This window comes from Micromonospora sp. NPDC049662 (genome assembly GCF_040675055.1).
GTDB lineage: Bacteria > Actinomycetota > Actinomycetes > Mycobacteriales > Micromonosporaceae > Micromonospora.
In genome coordinates this window covers 65,239-80,716 of the sequence record NZ_JBFAOC010000022.1, presented here as the reverse complement: position 1 = coordinate 80,716, position 15,478 = coordinate 65,239, and the positions used below count along the sequence as shown (strand labels likewise).

18 protein-coding genes are annotated in these 15,478 nt (G+C 72.5%); 8 read left to right on the top strand and 10 right to left on the bottom strand.

Translation table 11 applies throughout. From position 1 onward, the window contains the following. Positions 1-118: 118 nt before the first annotated feature. A complete protein-coding gene (locus AB0J36_RS18415) occupies positions 119-775 on the bottom strand; it encodes an HAD family hydrolase (RefSeq protein ID WP_357393142.1) in 657 nt (218 codons plus the stop codon). A gap of 98 nt (positions 776-873) precedes the next feature. Between AB0J36_RS18415 and AB0J36_RS18410 the strand changes: the two genes are divergently transcribed. The 3 genes from AB0J36_RS18410 (at position 874) to AB0J36_RS18400 (ending at position 3,300) form a co-directional block, all read left to right on the top strand. Beyond that, positions 874-1,440, top strand: a complete 567-nt coding sequence (locus tag AB0J36_RS18410; RefSeq protein ID WP_357393144.1) for a DUF222 domain-containing protein — start codon at positions 874-876, stop codon at positions 1,438-1,440. Positions 1,441-1,523: 83 nt separating this feature from the next. After that, entirely contained in the window at positions 1,524-2,753 is a 1,230-nt protein-coding gene (locus tag AB0J36_RS18405) for an MFS transporter (RefSeq protein ID WP_357393146.1), read from the top strand. 13 nt (positions 2,754-2,766) lie between these two features. Then, positions 2,767-3,300 carry a GNAT family N-acetyltransferase gene (locus AB0J36_RS18400; RefSeq protein ID WP_357393148.1) on the top strand — a complete coding sequence of 178 codons (534 nt, stop codon included), beginning with the start codon at positions 2,767-2,769 and terminating at the stop codon, positions 3,298-3,300. 3 nt (positions 3,301-3,303) lie between these two features. On the opposite strand, the gene AB0J36_RS18395 is transcribed toward AB0J36_RS18400, so the two are convergent. From AB0J36_RS18395 to AB0J36_RS18375, 5 genes are all read right to left on the bottom strand, one after another. After that, positions 3,304-3,561, bottom strand: a complete 258-nt coding sequence (locus AB0J36_RS18395; RefSeq protein ID WP_357119854.1) for a UBP-type zinc finger domain-containing protein — start codon at positions 3,559-3,561, stop codon at positions 3,304-3,306. Next, positions 3,558-5,132 (bottom strand): Na+/H+ antiporter, encoded by a 1,575-nt coding sequence (locus AB0J36_RS18390; protein ID WP_357119857.1) that lies wholly within the window; start codon positions 5,130-5,132, stop codon positions 3,558-3,560. The genes AB0J36_RS18395 and AB0J36_RS18390 overlap by 4 nt, the downstream gene beginning before the upstream one ends. Positions 5,133-5,169: 37 nt before the next feature. Further along, entirely contained in the window at positions 5,170-6,135 is a 966-nt protein-coding gene (locus AB0J36_RS18385; RefSeq protein WP_357119860.1) for a TIGR03885 family FMN-dependent LLM class oxidoreductase, read from the bottom strand. A gap of 104 nt (positions 6,136-6,239) precedes the next feature. Continuing rightward, entirely contained in the window at positions 6,240-7,655 is a 1,416-nt protein-coding gene (locus AB0J36_RS18380) for an NADP-dependent succinic semialdehyde dehydrogenase (protein ID WP_357393150.1), read from the bottom strand. A 13-nt stretch (positions 7,656-7,668) separates the two neighbouring features. Beyond that, positions 7,669-7,932, bottom strand: coding sequence for a DUF6343 family protein (locus tag AB0J36_RS18375; protein WP_357119866.1), 264 nt, complete (start codon positions 7,930-7,932; stop codon positions 7,669-7,671). A 190-nt stretch (positions 7,933-8,122) separates the two neighbouring features. Between AB0J36_RS18375 and AB0J36_RS18370 the strand changes: the two genes are divergently transcribed. Beyond that, entirely contained in the window at positions 8,123-8,974 is an 852-nt protein-coding gene (locus AB0J36_RS18370) for a GDSL-type esterase/lipase family protein (protein WP_357393152.1), read from the top strand. A 24-nt stretch (positions 8,975-8,998) separates the two neighbouring features. Here the strand turns inward: AB0J36_RS18370 and AB0J36_RS18365 are convergent, their stop codons facing one another. From AB0J36_RS18365 to AB0J36_RS18355, 3 genes are all read right to left on the bottom strand, one after another. Further along, positions 8,999-9,754 carry an EcsC family protein gene (locus AB0J36_RS18365; protein WP_357119872.1) on the bottom strand — a complete coding sequence of 252 codons (756 nt, stop codon included), beginning with the start codon at positions 9,752-9,754 and terminating at the stop codon, positions 8,999-9,001. A gap of 46 nt (positions 9,755-9,800) precedes the next feature. Beyond that, entirely contained in the window at positions 9,801-9,947 is a 147-nt protein-coding gene (locus tag AB0J36_RS18360; protein ID WP_355237852.1) for a hypothetical protein, read from the bottom strand. A gap of 106 nt (positions 9,948-10,053) precedes the next feature. Further along, the gene (locus AB0J36_RS18355) at positions 10,054-10,902 is read right to left on the bottom strand and encodes a peptidase M23 (protein ID WP_357119875.1); all 849 of its coding nucleotides are present in this window, start codon (positions 10,900-10,902) and stop codon (positions 10,054-10,056) included. Positions 10,903-11,303: 401 nt separating this feature from the next. Between AB0J36_RS18355 and AB0J36_RS18350 the strand changes: the two genes are divergently transcribed. The 4 genes from AB0J36_RS18350 to AB0J36_RS18335 all read left to right on the top strand — a co-directional run bounded on the left by AB0J36_RS18350 (position 11,304) and on the right by AB0J36_RS18335 (position 14,406). Then, complete coding sequence (locus tag AB0J36_RS18350; RefSeq protein ID WP_355050254.1) at positions 11,304-12,224, top strand: PAC2 family protein; 921 nt, start codon at positions 11,304-11,306, stop codon at positions 12,222-12,224. A 72-nt stretch (positions 12,225-12,296) separates the two neighbouring features. Continuing rightward, positions 12,297-13,094 (top strand): exodeoxyribonuclease III, encoded by a 798-nt coding sequence (locus AB0J36_RS18345; protein ID WP_357119878.1) that lies wholly within the window; start codon positions 12,297-12,299, stop codon positions 13,092-13,094. Between the two features lie 49 nt (positions 13,095-13,143). Then, entirely contained in the window at positions 13,144-13,461 is a 318-nt protein-coding gene (locus AB0J36_RS18340; RefSeq protein ID WP_355050256.1) for an antibiotic biosynthesis monooxygenase, read from the top strand. Positions 13,462-13,530: 69 nt separating this feature from the next. Next, complete coding sequence (locus AB0J36_RS18335) at positions 13,531-14,406, top strand: alpha/beta hydrolase (RefSeq protein ID WP_357119881.1); 876 nt, start codon at positions 13,531-13,533, stop codon at positions 14,404-14,406. A 202-nt stretch (positions 14,407-14,608) separates the two neighbouring features. Here AB0J36_RS18335 and AB0J36_RS18330 read toward each other — a convergent pair whose 3' ends face one another. Next, on the bottom strand, positions 14,609-15,274 hold the full coding sequence (locus AB0J36_RS18330) for a class F sortase (protein ID WP_357120771.1): 666 nt from the start codon (positions 15,272-15,274) through the stop codon (positions 14,609-14,611). Positions 15,275-15,478: the final 204 nt, after the last annotated feature.

Genomic DNA, 15,478 nt, shown 5'->3' with positions numbered 1-15,478 from the left:
GTGCACGGCTCGGTGTGCACGGCTCGGTGTGCACGGCTCGGTGTGCACGGCTCGGTGTGCACGGCTCGGTGTGCACGGCTCGGTGTGCCCGGCTAGTCGGCTCGGCTGTTGGGCGCGGCTAGTCGGCTCGGCTGTTGTGTGCGGCGATCAGGGCCGGCAGCTCGTGCAGCGAGTCGATGCGGAACAGGCACCGGTCGGCCACGGCTGGCATGTCGAGGATGTGCCCCCACGGGGAGCGCCGGATCAGGCACGTCTTCATACCGGCCTCCCGAGCCGGACGGGCGTCGTTGTCGGGCCGGTCGCCGACGTACAGGATCGAGGCCGGATCGCCGCCGCCTTCGGCCACCACCCGGTCGAAGAAGGCCGGCGCCGGCTTCGCCACGCCCCAGGAGTGCGACGTGCCGATCACGTCCACCTCGAGGTCGAGAGAGCGAAGGGTCGCCTCGGCATGGGCCGGCTGGTTACCGGCCAGGCCCACCAGCAGACCCTGATCGCGCAGGGCGGCGAGGCACCCTTGCGCGTCCGGATAGAGATCCCCCGCGCCGAACGTCTCCGGCTGCCCGGCGGCGGCTCGACGGGCAAGCTCGACCTCCAGGTCGAAGTCGGGCCGGAAGGTCCGGAACGTCTCCCGGTAGTCCAGGCCCCTCGCGACGACCGCGCCGAAGACGGCAGACAACGTGTGCCGCGGGACGCCGAACCAGTCCGCCCAGGCCGCGAACTCGCGGGACTCGTCGAGGATCACCCCGCCCACATCGAAGAAGACCGCCTTGATCAACCCATCTCTCCCGTCCCGCTGCGATCATCGATGATCATAGGCGCATTCGACGCACGACCCAGCCCCGAATTGTCGTACACCTGTTCTAACCTCGGCCCGTGGTGGAAGGGTTGGCGCGGGCGGAGGCGGCGGTTGCCGACTGCCTCGACGCGGCGGTGTGGGCCCTCCCCGAGCACGATCTCGTCGCGGCCGTCGACGCCGCGCACCGGCTCGCGCAACGCTTGGCGGCCGTGCAACTGGCGCTGGTGCGTGAGGTGGACGGCCGCGGCACGCCCCGGGCGCAGGGCACGTCGTCGACGGCAGTGTGGTTGCGGGACCGGCTGCGGCTCGACGGTTCCACCGCGCGCCGACTGGTCAATGTCGCTGGGGCGCTCGATGCCGGAGCGCCCGGGGTGCGCGCCGCGCTGGCCAACGGAGACATCACTGTCGAGCAGGCGCGGGTCATCGGCGAGACCGTCCTGACGGTGCACACGGCCGCTGACGCCGAGACGGCCGACAAGGCGGTCGGCGTCCTCATCGAGTGGGCCGGCAAGTTCGAGCCGACCGTGCTGCGCAAGCTGGGCACCCGGGTCCTCGACCAGGTCGCCCCGGAGCTTGCCGAAGCTGCCGCCAGGGCAGCCCTGGAGGCCGAGGCGCGCCGGGCCGACCGCGGCAGGCCGTGGTGACAAGTGCTCTCGGGCTGCTGGTGTGACCAGCCTCGCGTCGTCCGGGACTGCCGACTCCGCAGGTCCTGCCTAACGTCGCCACCATGACGGTCATCGGCGACACCGGCGTCGCGCCGTCACCACCGGCGGGGCGACTGCGCACTCTCGCGCTCGCGACCCTGGCGAACTCGGTCGGCGCGGGCCTGTGGCTGACCGGGGCGGCTCTCTATCTCACCCGGGATGTGGGGCTGTCCGCCGTCCAGGTGGGTGCCGGGCTCAGCGTCGCCGGACTGGTCGGGCTGACCGCCAGCGTGCCGCTCGGCGCCCTGGCGGATCGGCGCGACCCGCGCACGCTGCGAGCCGCGCTGCAGGTCCTCCAGGCGGCGGTGGGGGCGACGTACCTGCTGGTCGACTCGTTCACGGTCTTCCTGGCCGTCGCGGTGCTCGAACTGCTGTTGGCCTCGGGCAACCTCGCGGTCCGCGCCGCGTTGGTCGCGGCCGTCGCTGGTCCGCAGCGGCGGGTACACGCCTTCGCCACGCTGCGCGCCGTGGCGAACCTGGGCATCGCCGTCGGGGCCGGGCTGGCCGGGTTCGCGTTGGCCGTCGACACGCACCGGGCGTACCAACTGTTGGTGGTCGGCAACGCGGTCACCTACCTGGTGTCGGCGGCGCTGTTGCTGCGACTGCCGGCCTACCCGCCGATGCCACGTGTCGCGACCGGTGCTGTCCTGGGCCGGGGAGGAGCGCTGCGCGACGGCCGGTTCCTCGTGGTGAGCGGCGCGTCGGCGCTGCTCGCTATGCACCAGACAGTTCTCACGCTCGTCGTGCCACTGTGGGCGGTGACCGTGGCCGGAGCGCCGCCGCCCGTCGTGTCGGCGGTGCTGCTGACCAACACGCTGCTGACCGTCGTGCTGGCGGTGCGGCTGAGCCGGGGCGCGGACACCGCCGTCCCCGCGGCGGCGACGATGCGCCGCGCCGGCCTGGTACTGGCGGCCGCGATGCTGCTGTACGCCACCACGGTCGCCCTGCCCACCACGGCGGCGGTCGCACTCCTCCTGCTCGCCACGGCCGTCTACACCGCCGGAGACCTGTGGCACGCCGCTGCGGGAGCCGGGCTGGCCTACGATCTCGCCCCATCGGGAGCCCTCGGCGCGTACCAGGGGGTGGACGGGATGCTCGCCGGCCTGGCCCGGGCCGTCGCCCCGGCCCTGCTGACCCTGGTCATCATCGACGGCGGGGCGGCCGGCTGGCTGGCCGTCGCCGGGCTGTTCGCCGTGACGGGTCTGATCATCCCGGCGCTGACCCGGTGGGCGCTGGACACCCGCCGGGTGTAGCAGGATGCCGGGCATGACCGATCAGTCGATCATCACCATCCGCCCCGGCGGCCCCGACGACGCCCCGGCCGTGCTGCGGCTGCTCGACGTGGCCACCGCCTGGCTGGTGGAGCGCGGCCGGACCGGGCAGTGGGGCACGCGGCAGCCCTCCACCGATCCCGGCCAGATCGCCCGGGCCGATCAGTGGGCCACGAGTGGCGGCCTGCACCTGGCGATGCGGGGCAACCGTGTCGTCGGCGCGCTGGTGGTGGGTGACGCCACCGAACACGTGCCCCCGGCCACCGAGCCGGAGCTGTACGTCCGGCTGCTGGTCACCGACCGGGCGCACGCCGGGCTGAGGATCGGGGCCCGACTGCTGGAGCACGCCGCCGAGGTGGCGCGGGCACGCGGGCTGGGATTGTTGCGGGTGGACTGCTATGGCGGCGACGACCGGGCACTCGTCCGGTTCTACGAGGGCTGCGGCTTCACCCCGACCGAACCGTTCACCGTGGTCCGGTCGGGGCGTGAGCCGTGGCCGGGGCAGTTGCTCGTGCGCCGGCTCGACTGAACGTCAGCCGATCTCCTCGTCGACGAAGCACCAGCGCCACGCCTCGCCCGGCTGCGCCGAGCGGATCACCGGGTGACCGGTGGACGCGAAGTGCTTGCTCGCGTGCTGGTTCGGCGACGAGTCGCAGCAGCCGACCTGCCCGCAGCTCAGGCAGGTACGCAGGTGCACCCAGTAGGTGTTGCCGATGGCGACGCAGTCGGCGCACTCGTCGGGGGTTAGCGGCTCGGCGGTGCCGGCCTCGGTCAGATGCTGACAGCTCACTGTTCCACCTCCTGCCGCAGCAGCGACTCTTCCAGGTCCAGGTCACGGTAGGCCTGCACCAGTACCTCCTCGGGAATGCGACCGGAGTCCCGGGCAGCTCGGAAGACGTCCCGCTCGGCGTCGATCATCTCTTGTCGCAGCCGACCGTACGCCTGTGAAGGGGTTTCCCGCTCGTCGCCGCCGAGCCGTTCCCAGGCCATGTTGGTGCGGTCCTCCAGCACCCGGCGCAGCCGGTCCACCACGGGGGCGGGCGCGCTGTCGGCCAGCTCTTCCAGGCGGTCCCGCGCTGCCCGGCTGGCCTGCTGCTGTACGCCAGCGGCGGACAACGCGTCCTGCATGGGGTCGTCCTGGGGCAGTTTCAGGCGGCGGGCGACCAGCGGGAGGGTGGCCCCCTGACCGACCAGGGTGACCACGATCACCGCGAAGGCCAGCCAGATGAACAGGGCCCGCGGGTACGGCTCGTCCTCGGCCAGCGTCAACGGCAGGGCCAGGGCGGCAGCGAGCGTCACCACGCCGCGCATCCCGGCCCAGCCGATGATGATCGGGATCTTCGGGGAGGGGGCCGCGTCGCGGCGGCGGATCCGAGGGACCAGCCGGGCCAGGTAGGTGGCCGGGAAGAGCCAGACGAAGCGGGTCAGGAAGACGGTGGCCAACACCGCCACGGTGATCAGGACGAGGGAGCCGGCCGGCTCGTCGAGGTTCCGCAGCACGTCCCGCAGTTGCAGCCCGACCAGGAGGAAGACCAGCCCTTCGAGAAGAAACCGCACCAACCGCCAGAACGCCCCGGTCTGCAACCGGGACGCCGCCGACAGCAGTTGCGGCAGCTTGTGGCCGAGGGCCAGCCCGGTGACGACCACGGCGACCACACCTGAGGCGTGCACGTGCTCGGCGGTGAACACCACCGCGAACGGGATGATCAACGACAGCGCGTTGTCCAGCAGCGGGTCGCTGATCCGCCGGTGCAGGAAGCCGAAGACGACCGCCCCGAGCGCGCCGATCAGGATGCCGCCGCCGGTCGCGCGCAGCACCTCCACGGCCACGTCCGCCGTGCCGACGGTCGAACCGATGGTGGCCATGGTCGCGACCCGCAGCAGCACCAGCGCGGTCGCGTCGTTGACGAGGCTCTCCCCCTCCAGGATGGTGACCACCCGGCGGGGCAGCCCGACGCGGCGGGCGACCGCGGTGGCGGCCACCGCGTCCGGCGGCGCGACCACCGCGCCGAGGGCCAGGCAGATCGCGAACGGCACCTGCGGCAGCAGCAGATGCAGCACGACGCCCACCGCGAACGCGGTGAACAGCACCAGGCCCACGGCGAGCAGCAGGATCGGCCGGATGTTGTTCTTGAACGCCGGCACCGACGTCTCCAGCGCCGCGACGTACAGCAACGGCGGCAGGATGCCGATCAGCACCAACTCCGGCTCGAGGTGGATCTGCGGGAAGCCCGGAAGGAAGGACAGGGCCAATCCGAGTACGACAAGCAGGATCGGCGCGAGCAGGCCCAGCCGGCGGGCCAAGGCCGCGCCCAGGGTGGCGATCGCCAGGAAGACGACGACCGGAAACAGGCTTTCCATGGGGTACGAGCCTAGGGGGCGGGTGGTCGACGCCCGATCAGCCGGCCGGACGCAACTTCGGCAGCACCTCGGCGCCGAACGCGTCGATGAAACCGCGCTGCTCCTGCCCGACGTGGTGCAGGGCGATCTGGTCGAAGCCGAGCGCCACGTACTCCTCCAACCAGCCGACGTGCCGGCCCAGGTCCGCCGAGACGTTCACCACCTGGGCGACCCGCTGGGCGGGTACGTCGGCGGACACCTCGTCGAAGTGCTCCACGGTCTCCAGGTCCCAGCAGACCGGAGGGGCGAAGACGTTGCTGCGCCACTGGTCGTACGCGATCGCCTCGGCCTGTGCCTGCTCCCGCGCCCAGGAGACGTGCACCTGGAGGTGCAGCGGTCCCCGGCCACCGGCGTCCCGGTACGCGTCGATCATCGCCCGCAGGTGCTCAACGGGCGCGTTCACGGTGATCAGGCCGTCGGCCCACTCGGCGCACCAGCGGGCGGTGGCGACGCTGACGGCGGCGCCGACCAGCGCGGGCGGCTCCTCGGGACGGGTCCACAGCCGGGCCCGGTCGACCCGGACGAGGCCGTCGTGGCTGACCTCCTCACCGGCCAGCAGTGCCCGGATCACGTCCACGCACTCGCGCAGCCGGGCGGAACGGACGTCCTTGCGGGGCCACACGTCACCGGTGATGTGCTCGTTGCTGGCCTCGCCGGTGCCGAGGGCCGCCCAGAACCGGCCCGGGTACATCGCGCCGAGGGTGCCGATCGCCTGCGCGATGATCGCCGGGTGGTACCGCTGGCCGGGGGCGTTGACGACGCCGAACGGCATGCCGGTGGCCTGCAGGGCCGCGCCCAACCAGGACCAGGCGAAGCCGGACTCACCCTGCCGCTCGCTCCACGGCGAGAAGTGGTCGGAGCACATGGCGGCGTCGAAGCCGGCCCGCTCGGCGTGCATCACCGCTTCCAGCAGGGCGCGGGGGTTGATCTGCTCGTGGGAGGCGTGGAACCCGAACGTCGTCATGGGCGCATCTCCTACCCACGACGACGCCCGCTGATGCTTGAAAGGAAGGGCCCCTTATTAACGCTCCGCGTCTAATAAGGGGCCCTTCCTTTCAAGCGGAGGTGTTACTCGGCGTGCGCGCCGGCGCCGGCCGACGCCGCCCCCTCGCCCACCCACACCGTCTTGGTGTTGCAGAACTCCCGCATGCCCAGCTCGGACAGCTCCCGTCCGTAGCCGGAGTTCTTCACGCCGCCGAAGGGCAGCTCCGGGTACGAGGTGGTCATGCCGTTGACGAAGACGTTGCCGGCGTCCAGGTCGGTGGCGAAGCGCTCCTGCTCGGCCGCGTCCCTGGTCCAGGCGTTCGACCCGAGCCCGAAGCTCGTGCCGTTGGCCACCTCGATGGCCTCGTCGTAGGACGACACCCGGTACAGGCCGGCGACCGGCCCGAACACCTCCTCGGACCACATCCGCATCTGCGGCGTCAGGTCGGTGACGACGGTAGGCGGATAGAACCATCCGTCGCCGGTGGGCAGCTCACCGCCGCAGAGCACCGTCGCGCCGTTCTCCGCCGCGTCGCGCACCTGGGCGTGCACCTCGTCGCGGCCGTGTTCGCTGGCCAGCGGACCGACGTCGGTGTCGCCGTCCATCGGGTCGCCGACGCGCAGCGCGGCCATGTTCGCGGCGAACTTCTCGGCGAACGCGTCGAAGACGTCGGTGTGCACGATGAAACGCTTGGCGGCGATGCAGGACTGGCCGTTGTTCTGACAGCGGGCGGTGGTGGCGACCTCGGCGGCACGGTCCAGGTCCGCCGAGGGCATCACCACGAACGGGTCGCTGCCGCCCAGCTCCAGCACCGTCTTCTTGAGTTCCCGCCCGGCGATCTGCGCGATCGACCGCCCGGCCGCCTCACTGCCGGTGAGCGTCGCGGCGCGTACCCGGGGGTCGGCGAGGATGCGCTCGACGGCGTCCGAGCCGACCAGCAGGGTGGTGAACGCGCCCTCCGGGAAGCCGGCGCGGCGGAACACGTCCTCCAGCAGCAGCGCGGTCTGCGGCACGTTCGAGGCGTGCTTGAGCAGGCCGGTGTTGCCGGCCATCAACGCCGGGGCGGCGAAGCGCATCACCTGCCAGAGCGGGAAGTTCCACGGCATCACGGCGAGCACCACGCCGATCGGCTGGTAGCGGATGAACGCCCTGGTCGCCTTCACGGCGGCGGCGTCGGCCGGCTCGTCGGCGAGGAACGCCGGGGCCCTGTCGGCGTAGAAGCGGGCGGCCGTGGCGCACTTGGTCACCTCGGCCTGCGCGGCGGCGTACGTCTTGCCCATCTCCGTGGTCATGATCCGGGCGATCTCGTCCCGCTCGGCGTCGAGGAGGTCGGCGGCGGCGTTCATCCACCGGGCGCGCTCCTCGACGCCTGTGCCGCGCAGCTGCCGGTACGCGAGATCGGTGCGCTCGATGGCGGCGTCGATCTGTTCGGTGGACATCGCCTCGTAGGTCTTGAGCACCTGACCGGTGGCGGGGTTGGTGGTGGCGATGTGCGGCATTTCGCTTCTCCTGTCACTCGAACAGCGAGTGTCGTACGCCCGGCTCCTCGCGGCGGCGGGCGGCGCGGCGGCGTTGGATCACGACCAGATCGACCACGGCGACCACCGCGAGGATCGCGCAGAGCACGCCGAGCCAGGCGATCCCGACCCAGAACGCCAGCACCGCGAAGATCACCATGATCACCAGTCCGAAGCTGGCGAGGGTGAGCCGCAGGTTGAGGGCGCTGTACGCGTGCCCGACCGTGCCACGGGCGCGCCGGGGCTGCGATCTCGTCATACCCCACGATCTACCCGCGATCGGGGGTGTTAACCGGTGGCCGACGACTCCACGCGCGGCGGCACTTATAGCATCCCGACGGCAGGTCCGAGGCCTCTTCGCCGCATACCCGACAGCAACTTCCCGCCCAACCGGGTCCAGCGCATAGAGTTACCGCGCTGTCGCTCTGTGCTGCGAGACAGGGGATGTCATGCCTCGACGCTGGATCGCCGCCCTGGCCTGCCTCGCCGCACTGGTGGCGCTGGCCTGTGAGGGTGGCACATCGGCGGCGCCGCGCCCCACCAGGAGCGCGCCGTCGTCCGGCGGCCCCGGCGGCATCGCCGCGCTCGGCGACTCGATCAGCACCGGCTTCGCCTCCTGCCTGGTCCTCACCTCCTGCGAACGCAACTCGTGGTCCACCGGGGACGGTCTGCGGGTACACAGTCACTACCGGCGACTGCTCGACCAGGACTCCGCGATCCGTGGCCGGGCGTACAACCACGCACGGCCCGGCGCCCGCGCCGACGCCCTGGAAGGCCAGGCCCAGGCAGCGGTACGCGACCACGCCGACTACGTCACCGTGCTGATCGGCGCCAACGACATCTGCCGGGGCGGGGTGGACGCGATGACCCCGGTGACCACGTTCCGTACCGACGTCGACCGGGGCCTGCGGGCGTTGCGCACCGGTCGACCGAAGGCCCGGGTGCTGGTGGTGAGCATCCCCGACCTGTACCGACTCTGGGAGGTCGGGCACACCGACGGTCGGGCGACGCGCGCGTGGAAGCGGGGCATCTGTCCGGCGCTGCTGGCCAACGCGACGTCGAACGCGGCCGCCGACAAGGCCCGCCGGGCCGCCGTCCGGGAGCGGATCGACGCGTACAACGTGCAGTTGGTGGCGGCCTGCCGGGCGTACGGCTCGCGCTGCCGGCACGACGGCGGCGCGGCGCACCGGGTGCGCTTCACCCTGGACCTGCTCAACTCGCTGGACTGGTTCCACCCCAACGCCAGCGGTCAGGACCGCCTGGCCGACGTGACCTGGCGCGCCTCCGGACTGGCCGACTGAGTCCGCCCGCGCGAGCGGACCGGATCAGGGGTGGCGGGGCTCCGGAACGGCGGTGCCGCGGCGACCGTAGAGCGCCCGCGAGCGCTCGGCCAGGTCCTTCGTGGCGGACGAGTTGGCCCAGGTGCCGAGCACGATTGCCGCCCCGGGGACGATCTTCGCGATGACGCGTTTGGCCGCCCGCACACCGGCCATCTGGGCGAGCCGGACGCCGAGCTGCAACATGACCCGGCCCAGCGGACGCTGACCGCCCAGGCCGAAGAGCGCGTCGGCGCGTTCCCGGCCGGCGGCCACCCCGAGCGCCAGGCGGGCGCTCTCGGCGACCTTGTGCACCCGCTGGAGCACGAGCAGATCGGTGGCCCGGTCGCTGTGCAGCGGGTCGACCTCGTACGCGGCGGCGACGTGCAGGACCATCCGCGCCTGGGTCCAGGCCAGCACGCCGACGTCGAGGACCGCGCCGGGCAGCCCGGCCGCGCCGGAGACCGCCCCGGACAGGCGGGCCAGGTTGACGAACTTGCGGACCGCCTGGTCGGCCAGGACGTCGGACGAGACACCGGGGTGGTCGTTGCGGGCCCGGGCGGCCCACTGCGCGGCCTCCGGCCCGAGTCGGCGTACCGCCTCCAGCGCGAGGTGCTCCGGGGCGTACTGCGGATCGTCACGCATCCGGTCCCACAGCCGCGCAGGCGGGCCTTCGGGCGTGGCCGGCGGCGCGACCGGCAGGTCGGCCGACGGCTCGGGGGTGGGCGCGGCGGGTTGACCGCCGGTGGGCGGGGTGTCGGTCACCGGGTCTCCCCAGGGGTGGGTACGGGCAGGACGGCCGGTGGCGCGGTCAGCGACGGCGGTTGGACAGGCGGGTGGCCAACCCCTTGAGCTTCTGCTGGTTCTCCGGCTTGGCCAGCTCGCGCCGGCCCCGGTCCACCAGTTGCTGACCCTTGGGCGATCTCAGGAAAGTGCTGATCCGCTGCATCAGAGACATAACGTCCTCCTGTCGGTGATCCCTCAGTCATGTGTACCCCGAACCCGCAACGGATGTACCCGGGACGCGACAGGCTCAACCCTCACCGTCCATAGTGGTCGGTAGGCTACCGCCCCGTCGGCACGATGGCGTCGACGACCCGGGTGGCCCGCCATTCGTGCTGCTGGTAGTACTCCGGGTACGCGGAGACCTGCACCGCCTGCGCGGCATCGGTGAGGCGCATCTGCTGCCAGCCGGGCACCTGTTCGAGTGCCGTGAGGAACTGCCGGGTCGCGAACTCCGGGTCCATCAACCGACCGACCGGACCCCAGCCGCTGCTGGAGCGCTGCTGGAACAGCCCGACCGAGTCGTGGTCCCAGCCGACGCCCTGGTGCGGGTAGTCCTGCGACTCCGGCAGGACGCCGCTGGCGACGTTGTAGAGGTTGCTCTCCTGCATGGCGGTCGCCACCGCGATGACCAGGCCACGGCGCGGGATGCCCATCTTACGGCCGGCGCGGACGATCGCCTCGGCGTTCTCCATCTGGTCCTCGTCCAGACCGGCGACCGGCGCCGGGCGGGTCGGCTTCGCCGGGGCGACCTTGCGGGCGCGGGGGGTGGCGTCCGGGTCGGCGGGGGTGGTGGACGTCGACGGGGTGGCGGACGGGGCCGCCGATCGGTCGAGCCCGCGGGATGCGGTCTGCTGCTCGGCGCGCTCCGCCAGCTCGACGCCGGCGGTCTTCTCGCGCGACTGCGCGCCGGCGTCCTGGTCCCGGACCTGCACGGCGGTGGCCAGACCGAGGCAGCAGACCACGCCGGTGGCGAGCGCCACCTGGGCGCGGCGTCGGCCGCTCAGGTCGCGGGCGTACGCCCGAAGCCGACTCGCGGCGGTTGTCCGTTCGGCTGAGGTGCCTTCCGCTGTTTCGGCAGTGGGGCTACTCGGGGCGTACGGGTCGTCGAGGGTGCCGTCGTCACGCATCAGCCGAGGCTAGGCAGACCGAAGCCCCGATCACGCACGGTGATCACGTGGTCATCGCCACAGAAACGGGTGTCACCGGTGGACGACCGGGGCGGCTCGACCCGCCCGGGGAACGAACCTCGCGTACCTCAGGAAAGCGGCGGGGCGTACAGGCCGGCACGGACCGCGACAGAGATGGACATCGGTCCGCGCGACCCGACATGATCGACAAACTCGGCCTTTGGGCCGAACCGCCCATCGGCCGATCGGCGGAATCGGGTGGTTCGTCCGATCGTGCCCACCGGGCGGGCGACGGATCGCCCGACGCAGGAATGCGCCAGGATGGCGGGTACGTTGCCCGAACCGAGTGCTGTCCGTCGCGACGGCACCCGAACAGGCACATTCCAGGGAGGTCCGCACCGGTGCTCGACCCACACGAGCTCTACCAGCTCACCGACGATCTGCCCGACCTCGGGCAGCCGGTCCTGATTCAGGCCCTCACCGGGTTCGTGGACGCCGGCAACGCCAGCCGGCTGGCCCGCGAGCAACTGCTCACCTCGCTCGAGGGTCGGCCGATCGCCACCTTCGACGTGGACCAGCTCTTCGACTACCGCTCCCGGCGACCGGTGATGACCTTCAACGAGGACCACTGGGAGAGCTTCGACGCGCCGGAGCTGGAGCTGCACCTGCTGCACGACGACGACGAGACGCCCTTCCTGCTGCTCACCGGCCCCGAGCCGGACCTGCAGTGGGAGCGGTTCACCGCCGCCGTCGCGGGGCTCGCCGCCCGGCTCGACGTACGGCTCACCGTCGGGCTCAACTCGATCCCGATGGCGGTCCCGCACACCCGGCCGACCGGGGTGACGGCCCACGCCACCCGTCCCGAGCTGATCAGCGGGTACGAGCCGTGGCTGCAACGGGTTCAGGTGCCCGGCAGCGTCGGCCATCTGCTGGAGTTCCGCCTCGGCGAGCAGGGCCGCGACGCGCTCGGCTTCGCCGCCCACGTGCCGCACTACGTGGCGCAGACCGAGTACCCGGCCGCCGCCGAGGTGCTGCTGAGCGCCGTGTCCCGCAGCACCGGGCTGCTGCTGCCCGGCGACGGCCTGCGCTCGGCCGCCGAGGTGGTCCGGGTGGAGATCGACCGGCAGGTCGCCCAGACCGAGGACGCCGCCGCGCTGGTCCAAGCCCTGGAGGAGCAGTACGACGCGTTCGCCCGAGGACGCGGCGAGCGGAGCCTTCTCGCCCCGGACGCCGGCCCGCTACCCACCGCCGACGAACTCGGCGCGGAGCTGGAACGGTTCCTGGCCGAACAGACCCGCCCCGGCGACACTCCCGGGAGCTGATCCGGCGGCGTGCCGGCGACCCGGCACCTGTGTGAGGCGGCGTCGGGGCGGCGGATACGGCAGGGTGGACGTATGCGCCTGGCGACCTGGAACGTGAACTCGGTGAAGGCCCGGCTCCCCCGGCTGCTGGAATGGCTGGCCGACACCGGTCCCGACGTCGTCTGCCTGCAGGAGACGAAGTGCCCCGACGGCGCGTTCCCGGTGGCCGAGGTGGGCGAGCTGGGCTACACGGTGGCCAGCCACAGTGACGGCCGCTGGAACGGGGTCGCGATCCTGTCCCGGGTCGGCCTCGACGACGTCCGCGTCGGCTTCGCGGGCGAGCCGGGCTTTCCCGAGCCGGAGGCTCGGGCCATCTCCGCCACCTGCGACGGGGTGCGGGTCTGGTCGGTGTACGTCCCCAACGGGCGCGCGCCCGACGACCCGCACTACGCGTACAAGCTCGCCTGGTTCGCGGCGCTGCGCGACGCGCTGGAGGCGGAGCTGGCCGGCGGCCGGCCGCTGGCCGTCTGCGGTGACTTCAACGTCGCCCCGACCGACGCCGACGTCTGGGACCCGGCGGTGTTCACCCACTCCACGCACGTCACCCCGGCCGAACGGGCCGCCCTCGCCGCGCTGCGCGACCTGGGCCTCAACGACGTGGTGCCGACGCCCATGAAGGGGCCGCACCCCTTCACGTACTGGGACTACCGCGCCGGGATGTTCCACCAGAACAAGGGCATGAGAATCGACCTGGTGTACGCCTCCGCGCCGTTCAGCCGCGCGGTCCGCTCGGCGTACGTCGACCGGGAGGCCCGCAAGGGCAAGGGCCCCTCCGACCACGCGCCGATCGTGGTCGACGCGGACCTCGTTCCGGCGGTCGAGGGGCTCTGACCTCCGGCGCTCCCGCCGCACGGCCGCCGGGGCTGGCTAGGGTGGGCAGATGGCAGTCGTGAAGATCAACGCAATCGAGGTTCCCCCGAACGCCGGCCCCGAGCTGGAGAAGCGGTTCGCGGCACGGGCCGGCGCGGTGGAGGGCTCCCCCGGCTTCCTCGGCTTCGAACTGCTGCGCCCGGTGGCCGGCGAGACCCGCTACTTCGTCTATACGCGGTGGGAGAGCGAGGAGGCGTACCAGGCCTGGGCTTCGGGGTCCGCCCGCGCCGCCCACGCCACCGCCCCCGGGGAGACGCCCCGCCCGCCGGTCTCCAGCGGCGCGACCCTGCTGGAGTTCGAGGTGGCGTTGCGGGTCCCCCAGCCCTGACCACCTGCCGGCCTGCCGGGCTCGACGTAACCCCGCCCCGACGGCGATCTGCGCTGATAGCGTCCGGCCATGTTCGACGGCTTCGAAGAGTTCGACATCGCCACGTCCGGCGCGACGATCCACGGACGGCGTGGCGGTGACGGGCCGCCCGTTCTGCTGCTGCACGGCATACCCGAGACGCACCTCATGTGGCACCGGGTCGCGCCCCGGCTCGCCGAGCACTTCACCGTCGTCGCCACCGACCTGCGGGGCTGGGGAGACAGCGGCACACCGCCGAGCAGCGCCGACCACGAGCCGTACAGCATGCGCGCCATCGCCCGCGACCAGATCGAGGTGATGCGGAGCCTCGGGTACGACCGGTTCCACCTGGTCGGCCACGATCGCGGGGCGCGGTGCGCGTACCGACTCGCGCTCGACGCGCCGGACGTCGTCACCCGGTTGGCCGTCCTGGACGTCGTGCCGATCGGCGACGTGTACGACCGCGCCGACAAGGCGTTCAGCCTGTCCTACTGGGTCTGGTCCTTCCTGGCCGCGCCGGAGCCGGTGCCCGAGCGGTTCATCGCCGCCGCGCCCGAGGTGCTCGTCGACTACATGCTGGAGAACTGGCCGGAGGTGAAGGACTCCTTCCCACCCGAGGTACGGGCGGCCTACGTCGAGCAGTTCACGCACCCCGAGACCGTGCACGCGATCTGCGAGGAGTTCCGCGCGGCGGCCAGCCTGGACTACGACCAGGACCGGGCAGACCGTGGGAGCCGGAAGATCGCCTGCCCGCTGTTGTTCCTCTGGAGCCAACACGGCCAGGTCGCCAAGCTCTACGACGACCCGATGGCGATCTGGCGGCAGTGGGCCGACGACGTACGAGGCGGCCCCGTACCGGCCGGGCACTTCATCCCCGAGGAAGCGCCCGACGAGACGGCCCACCGACTTCTGGACTTCCTGCGCTGACGCCCGGCCGGGCTACCAGCTCGCCCGGGTCGGGCCGGGGCGGTGACCAGCGCCCGCCCGCACGATCCGCGCCAGGCGGGTTCCCCTGACGCCCTGACCGCCGGGCTTGATCGACTCGACTTCGGCGAAATCGGGGTGTCAGCGCCACCTGGACACCCCGACATCACCGACGTCGTGTGGATCAAGCCGAGCCCGGCCGGGCTCAGGGCTTGCGGGACGACTGGAGGGTGGCGAACGCGATCACGTTGTCGGCGTAGCCGGCGCGACCGCCGATGAACTGGCCGCCGCAGGTAATGAGCCGGAGTCCGGCGGGGCCCTCGTGCCCGTAGATGCGCTCGGCGGGCAGTTGGTCCTTCGGGAAGCGCTCGACCGTGTCGACCTTGAACACCACCGTCGACCGGTCCGCGCGGGCCACCTCGATCAGGTCACCGGGCTTCAGCTTGCCCAGGTCGTAGAAGACCGACGGGCCGCTCTTGGTGTCCACGTGCCCGACGATGACGGCGGGACCGGGCTCACCGGGTGTCGGCCCCCGGTCGTACCAGCCGGTCTCGTTGTGCTTCTCCAGCGGCGGTACGGCGATCGTGCCGTCCGACGCCTGCCCGACCGGAGCCACCGGCGCCTCCACCTTGATCGCCGGGACGGTGAGGCGCACCGGGCGGCTCGCCGACAACCCGACCGTCTCGCTGCGCGGCGGGCGTTCGCCGCCGGCCGGGGTCAGGTCGAGCGGGCCGACCGAACGACCCAGTCCCGCGCCGGTGGCGAAGACGCCCACCAGCACCAGCATCACGGCCAGCGGCACCGACCAGGGGCTACGCCCCGTCGGACGGCTGCGCCGGGGAGCGACGACGGTCGGCGGACGGGCGGCCACCGCCGGCCGCTCGCCGGAGACATGCGACGCGCGGGACACCGGCGAGGGCTTCGCGCCATCGGACGGGCGCGAACTGCCGGCCTGCTGGGCAGCAGCGGATTGCCGGGCATCGCCGGACGGGCGTGCGACAGCGGGTGGGCGGGCATCGCCGGGCAGCCACGAGCCGGCGGACGGGCGCGAACCCGTGGGCGGACGGGATCCGGC